Raw genomic sequence first — 6,724 nt, 5'->3', positions numbered from 1 at the left:
TTGCCAGGGTACGGACTTCACCCGCCACAACAGCAAATCCGCGTCCCTGCTCTCCTGCTCTGGCAGCCTCAACCGCCGCGTTGAGCGCCAGGATATTGGTCTGGAAAGCAATACTGTCGATGACGCTGGTGATCTGCGCAATTTGCTGTGAACTACCGGCAATTTCACTCATCGTGTGCACGACAGTATCAACAACCCGTCCACCACGTGCGGCAGTATCAGACGCATTCTTAGCCAGTTGAGTCGCCTGTTTCGCATTGTCCGTATTTTGCTTCACGGTCGCGGTAAGCTGTTCCATGCTGGCGGCTGTCTCTTCAAGTGAAGCAGCCTGCTGCTCAGTACGCGAAGACAGATCGTTGTTACCTGATGAGATTTCCGTTGCGCCGCTATGAATCGTTTCTGAGCTGTTACGCACCGACGTGACTGTCGAAATCAGCGACTGTCGCATTTCATCTAAGCCCGTGGCCAAACGTCCCATTTCATTACGTCCCTGGACGTCGAGTTGATGGGTCAGATCACCACGGGTAATAATGCGGATATGCTCCATGATCTGCGCCAGGGGTTTAAGCAGCATATGCTGCAACCCACTCCAGATCATGCCCAGAACGATGAGCACAGCGACGACAATTGCCCCTAACGTCCATTGCATGCGGGTAAAGCTGTGCTGATTTTCCGCCGCCGCGTGCTGGAGCAACGCGTTGTTTTCGTTACGCCACTGGTCATAGCTGGCTTCCATTTCATCCTGCGCCTTCTGAGCATCAAGATCGCCATAGGCCTGATAGTTATTCGCGCGCAGATACTCTATCGATAACGCCATCACGTCGTGCATCTGCCGATACTGTTTTTCCATTTCAGATGCAATTTGCGGATTCTGCCCCGACACCTGCGGCAATGACTGATAATGCGCGAAGTATCCCTCAGCCTTCTTCATCGACTCACTCGCCGTCTTTAGCAAAGTATCAATGGCCGCCAGTGAGGCCGGATCGCGTTGATTCTTTAAGAAACGAATTGCTACGCGGGTTACCGTTACTCGGGTTTTAATCAGCGTATTGACGCTATCACTCAGATTTTCCTGTTGGGCATTCAGGGTGCCTGAGTTCTGGAAATTATGGCGATCATTGTTTACCGCAGAATAAAAAAAGCTTCCTGTCACGACCTGTAGCAAACAGAAAATGGCGAGAACCAGAAGAATGCCGGTAATAACACGCACATTTTTAATCATAGTATTTCATCCATTGAACTCACATTGGGTACCCAATGATTATCGGCTTCAAAGGCGATTACTTTATGCGCAATAGCAGAATTTGCAGGAGGAGGGAGTCGTGCGGTGAAACGCTGTAAAGAGACTGTGTCTTATCCGGCCTACGAGAGATTTCTGCAGGCCGGATAAGCACAGCGTAATTTTTTAGACGGTGAAGCCGAGCATCATCCCGGTATCTTCATGCTCTAACAGATGGCAATGCGCCATATAGGCATGCTCTTTTGGCGCGTCGTGGTCAAACTTCACTAACACCTCGCTCACGCCGCCTTCTACCCGCACAGTGTCCTTCCATCCCGCGCGGTGTGCGGCAGGCGCTTTGCCATTCTCAGACAGAATGCGGAACTGCGTGCCGTGAATGTGGAACGGATGCAGCATCATGTCGCCCTGGCCGGAAATCACCCAGCGTTCGTGCTGACCTTTCGCCGCGGCAAACATCGGTTTATTCATATCAAATGCCTGGCCATTAATCCGGTTGGCATTATGGAAGTCGAATGTTCCATGCTTCATGTTGCCCATGTCGCCATGCTGCATATTCCCCATCTCACCGTGGTTCATATTGCCATGATTCATATTGCCGTGGCCCATATTGTCATTATTCATATGGCCCATCATCTTCCCATGATCCATACCCGCCATGGCCTGACCGCCGTATTTCTTCATCAGCATTTGCATGCCCATCATATCGAGCATCGGATCCATCGACAGCTGCAGCTTGCGCACCGTCAGACCTTCCAGTGACGGCAGCGATGGCATGGATGTCAGCGAATCTGGCAGCGTGCCGGAAGCGGTAATCAGCAACGGTTGAACGCGCATGACTGGATGCGGCTTATCGAATGGCGCAATCGCCATCCCCATCTGGCTGACTGGCAGAGTGACCAGATCAAAAGCTTTGCCGTCGCTCACATCCACCAGCACTTCAAAGCGCTCGCCCATCAGCATAGGAAGCTCGGTCACTTTTACCGGTTCCGCCAACAGTCCGCCGTCGCTGGCAATGACGTACAAAGGACGATTGTCGCTGGCCGCAATGTTCAGTGAGCGTGCGTTACAACCATTCAACAGACGCAAGCGCAGCCAGCCGCGCGGTGCCGCATGCTGAGGATAAATCGCCCCGTTGGTCAGCAGCGTATCGCCAAACCAGCCGACGGCGGCGGTCATGATGTCCAGTTGATAATCAACCTGCCCATCAGCAGAGAACTGTTTGTCTTGAATGATCACCGGCACATCATCAATGCCCCACTGCTTAGGCAGCAGCAGCTTGCGAATCTCTTCATCTTCAATCAGCACCAGTCCGGCCAGTCCCATCGCTACCTGACGACCGGTCTTTCCATGCTGATGCGGGTGGAACCAGCAGGTTGCCGCCCTCTGATCCGGCGTGAAGGTCACCGAACGTTTCCCGCCCGCAGGGATAATGCCTTGCGGTCCACCGTCGACTTCACCGGGGATTTCCAGGCCGTGCCAGTGCAACGTCGTCTCTTCGGCAAGCTGGTTATGGATATCCACGGTCACCGACTGCCCTTTGTTCAGCTTGACCGCAGGTCCGAGTAAATTGCCGTTATATCCCCATGTGGTAGCAGTTTTACCTGCAAAGCTCGACTGCCCGGCTTGTGCAATCAACTGAATGCGATTAGAAGCATCGGCGGTTAACAGGTCTGGAATGGGTAATGCGGGACGGTCTGCGGCGAATACGCTACGGCTCCACAGAGGTAATGCTGACGCGACGCCCAGCGCCACGGAGTACTTTAAAAAGTCACGACGTTGCATAATCACTTCCTTATATTCAGCAGCTTAAGCAGGCTATCTTTTAAGCATAAGCCTTCCCCTTACGGGAAGGTCAAGTAAACGGCTAATAATAAAGGTCGTCGCTTCGCTCGCAGTGTGCTAACGTTTAAATTCCGTGATGCAGTGGTAGAAGCAATGAAGACGTTTTTCAGAACAGTTTTGTTCGGCACCCTGATGGCCGTATGCGCAAATAGCTACGCGCTCAGCGAGTCCGAAGCCGAAGATATGGCCGATTTAACGGCAGTTTTTGTTTTTCTGAAAAATGACTGTGGATACCAGAATTTGCCAAATGGGCAGATCCGTCGCGCACTGGTCTTTTTTGCCCAGCAAAACCAGTGGGACCTGAGCAATTACGACACCTTCAACATGAAGGCACTGGGTGAGGACAGCTATCGCGATCTCAGCGGTATCGGCATCCCAACAGCAAAGAAATGCAAAGCGCTGGCGCGTGACTCTCTGAGCCTGCTGGCCTACGTTAAATAATCTCCGGCGCAATCAGGGTTGAGATTGCCGTTACTCTGGCTGTACCAGCGTCAGGGCAACGGATTGCGCTTTTAATTCAGCCTGCGCGTTTGGCGGTAGATTCACATCGGTAACAACATCGGTAAAGCAACTAAGCGGCGCGACGTTAAATAACGAATGTGCGCCGTACTTACTGCTATCCGCCAGCAATACCTTCCGTTGGGCATTCGCAATAATTTCCTGCTTTAATCCCGCTTTGTCTTCCGTTGGCGTGGTTACACCCTTTTCCATACTCCAGGTGTTACAGCTCATAAAAGCAATATCAGGATAGACGCTGCGCAACATTTTCCGGCCAAACTCACCAATACAGGACTGGCTGCTGTCATCGATGCGTCCACCGACGATCGTCACCTCTATCTGACGGAATTCTGACAAAAACAGGGCAATATGCAGATCAACGGTAATCACTCGCAGCGGCAAATGCGTCAGACATTTTGCCAGCTCCAGCATTGTGGTACCGGCATCAAGCACCACGGCATCACCCGCACGCACCATTGAGGCGGCAAAACGCGCAATCGCCCGTTTCTCAGCAGGCGATCGCAGTTGCTTTTCGTTTGTGGTTGGCTGCGCAGCTTCAAAGCGTCGTAACGCAACACCGCCGTGGCTGCGGCTGATCACACCCTGTTCATCCAGCTTGATGAGATCGCGCCTGATCGTTGCTGGAGAGGCGTCAACCGCGTCAACCAACTGTTCCACGGTAACCAGCGTATGATTTTTCAAATACGCCACAATCTTATCCAGACGGTGTTGCCCTTTCATAACAGTAAATTACGCCAGTTGCATTGCCAGTTTGATCGATACGGCCATGCTCTCAGATTTTGCTTTTCCCGTCCAGGCGATATCAAATGCCGTACCGTGATCGGCAGAGGTACGAATAAACGGTAAACCTGCTGTGATATTTACACCATCATAGAAACCCAGCAATTTCAGCGGGATATGCCCCTGATCGTGGTACATCGCCACCACCATGTCATACTGACCTTCATAAGCCTGTAAAAACACGGTATCCGGCGGGCACGGACCGTAAACATCCATCCCCTTCGCTCTCATATTCTCAATCGCGGGTCCGACAATACGAATTTCCTCATCGCCAAACAGGCCATTCTCTCCGGCATGTGGATTCACCCCCGCAACGGCAATACGCGGGTGTGCAAAGCCTACGCGCTTCAGGAAGGTATCTGCGATACCAATCACCGTTTCGACACGTTGCCCATTGAGCGTATCAAGGAATTTGCGCAGTGCGATATGCGTCGAAACATGGATAACTTTCAGCTTATCGGTGTACAGCACCATCGCATAGTCGCGGCTTTCGGTTAGCGTTGCCAGCAGTTCGGTATGTCCAGGATAATTGTGTCCGCCAAGATGCAGCGCTTCTTTGTTCAACGGCGCGGTCGCGATGGCATGTACATCCCCCTTCATCGCCAGTTCAGTCGCCCGCTTCACACAGCGATAGGCCAGATCGCCCGCCTGCGCCTGCACTGTACCAGGGACCAGTTCGTCAGGTTTCGCCAGCGGTTCATCAATCACATGAATCGTATCTGGCGTGAATCTGGCATCGGCGACCTGTTCAATAGCGCGAAATGTTACTCCGTCAGCCAGCCCCTGAGCCTGTAACCGCTGCAGCGTTTTTAGGCACCCAACCACCACCAGCGATGCACCATTAAGTTCATCTTCGCGTAGCGCTTTAACAATAATTTCCGGACCAATCCCCGCCGGATCTCCCATCGTAATCGCAATTGTTTTAGTTACCACGGTACATCTCCTCAATAAAATACAGCGCATCGCAAAGGGTCGTATCAGAACCGAATCCACCCGCTTTGGTAATAACCGGCAAGTCGTCAATCTCGCTATTCACAAACGTTCCGCACGGAATACAGGGGGCGACCTCACTGTGGATGCGATACCCTTCAGCACCCAACGCACTGGCGACCGCCGTGGCAATATCGCCTCCGGTCAGGAACAATCCGCCGATACGTGCTTGTTCAATAATGCGCAGCGTTATCTCCCCTAGACGCTGACTCAGCAGTTCTCCCAACTGCTGGCGACTCATCCCCACGTTGAAACACAGCGTGTCGATCATGTCCCGGTCTTCTGCACATCGACTGGTGCGTAAGATCGTGTGCTGCTGCTGGCTCAGTTGCGCGCAAGCCTGTTCAATAACAGAGTCCATTTCCGGTGCAAATGACGATGCAACCAACCGCGCGGCATCGATATCAACGACTTTTGCCCGACCTTGACACACTGCTTTTTCCACCTGACGTCGCGTTGCCTCACTCATTGAGCCAGCCACAACCAACACCGGTAATTCCTGCTTTTCTTGCATAAACGTTGCGGCCGGTAGCGCATTGGCCAGCCCTGCCGCCCCTACGAGCAGCGGCATCTGTTTTTGCTCACAAACCGCCTGCGCAATGAGCGCGAGATCTCGCTCTTCCACGGCATCCACCACCACCATACATTCGCCGGCTTTTGCAAAAGCACTCAGCAGCGCACTCAAACTTCCCCGACGCACATCCACCAGCGACACCTCATGTACAGGGACATCGCTTTGCAGTGCGACCAGTTCAGCAATACGCGAAGAGTGAATAGGCGTTTTTGGATCGCTGGCGAATTCCGTTTCCAGCAGCGGCACACCATGGACCAGGCACAAGCCATCCTGCGTAGTGCGCCCGGCAGCAGGAATTGCCGCCGCAATCACGGCCAGCGTCCGACCGGCTGTACGCATGGCTGCAGTGACTTCAGCCCCCACATTGCCACGAAATGTCGAGTCTATTTTTTTGTATACCAGCGGTGTTGCTTCGCCCTCACACCATGGCGCTAACGCTTGTTGTACAGCCGCGGCGGCCTGCGTTGCCAGCATCGCCCGGCTTTCCGTATTGATGACCAGAACATCGGCGCGGCGCGACGGTTTCTGCGCTGGGGTCAGCATTACTTCGGTACGCGCCCCTTTTTTCGCCAGCTGTACGCCGGTATCGTTAGAGCCCGTAAAGTCATCGGCGATAACGATCATTTTCATGCTTTCTTCTCCTGCACGGCCTGACGAGACTGCCTTTTCGCGACCCACGACGTAAGAATTGGCGTCAGAATTGCGGTTGTAATGACTGACGCAGCGATCAGCGGCGCTGCCGCAGCGGCAACCTCTGCCAGCGAGGGATCGGCCTGTGC

The 6,724-nt window shown here is 53.3% G+C and carries 7 protein-coding genes; 1 reads left to right on the top strand and 6 read right to left on the bottom strand.

Going from position 1 to position 6,724, the window contains the following annotated elements; translation table 11 throughout:
• Both FDW94_RS11135 and cueO read right to left on the bottom strand, forming a co-directional pair.
• Positions 1 to 1,222 (bottom strand): Tar ligand binding domain-containing protein (locus tag FDW94_RS11135; protein WP_249358428.1); only part of this gene is annotated, 1,222 nt, incomplete at its 3' end.
• Between the two features lie 183 nt (positions 1,223 to 1,405).
• Positions 1,406 to 3,022 (bottom strand): multicopper oxidase CueO, encoded by a 1,617-nt coding sequence (gene cueO / locus FDW94_RS11130; RefSeq protein WP_137377582.1) that lies wholly within the window; start codon positions 3,020 to 3,022, stop codon positions 1,406 to 1,408.
• Positions 3,023 to 3,175: 153 nt separating this feature from the next.
• On the opposite strand from cueO, the gene FDW94_RS11125 reads away from it, so the two are divergent.
• The gene (locus FDW94_RS11125) at positions 3,176 to 3,523 is read left to right on the top strand and encodes a YacC family pilotin-like protein (RefSeq protein WP_032941691.1); all 348 of its coding nucleotides are present in this window, start codon (positions 3,176 to 3,178) and stop codon (positions 3,521 to 3,523) included.
• Between the two features lie 30 nt (positions 3,524 to 3,553).
• Here the strand turns inward: FDW94_RS11125 and FDW94_RS11120 are convergent, their stop codons facing one another.
• From FDW94_RS11120 to FDW94_RS24130, 4 genes are all read right to left on the bottom strand, one after another.
• Positions 3,554 to 4,321: a DeoR/GlpR family DNA-binding transcription regulator gene (locus FDW94_RS11120; RefSeq protein ID WP_032942381.1), complete on the bottom strand. Its 768-nt coding sequence runs from the start codon at positions 4,319 to 4,321 to the stop codon at positions 3,554 to 3,556.
• A 9-nt stretch (positions 4,322 to 4,330) separates the two neighbouring features.
• Positions 4,331 to 5,314, bottom strand: coding sequence for a D-threonate 4-phosphate dehydrogenase (locus tag FDW94_RS11115; protein ID WP_137377581.1), 984 nt, complete (start codon positions 5,312 to 5,314; stop codon positions 4,331 to 4,333).
• Complete coding sequence (locus FDW94_RS11110; RefSeq protein ID WP_060682743.1) at positions 5,304 to 6,575, bottom strand: D-threonate kinase; 1,272 nt, start codon at positions 6,573 to 6,575, stop codon at positions 5,304 to 5,306. The genes FDW94_RS11115 and FDW94_RS11110 overlap by 11 nt, the downstream gene beginning before the upstream one ends.
• On the bottom strand, positions 6,572 to 6,724 hold a 153-nt coding region (locus FDW94_RS24130; RefSeq protein ID WP_249358458.1), incomplete at its 5' end, for a 2-keto-3-deoxygluconate permease. The genes FDW94_RS11110 and FDW94_RS24130, both read right to left, overlap by 4 nt.

The organism is Citrobacter sp. wls757, assembly GCF_005280935.1.
In the GTDB taxonomy this organism is placed as follows: domain Bacteria; phylum Pseudomonadota; class Gammaproteobacteria; order Enterobacterales; family Enterobacteriaceae; genus Citrobacter; species Citrobacter portucalensis.
Note: the sequence above shows the minus strand (reverse complement) of the source record. Positions and strands in the feature narration are given on the sequence as shown.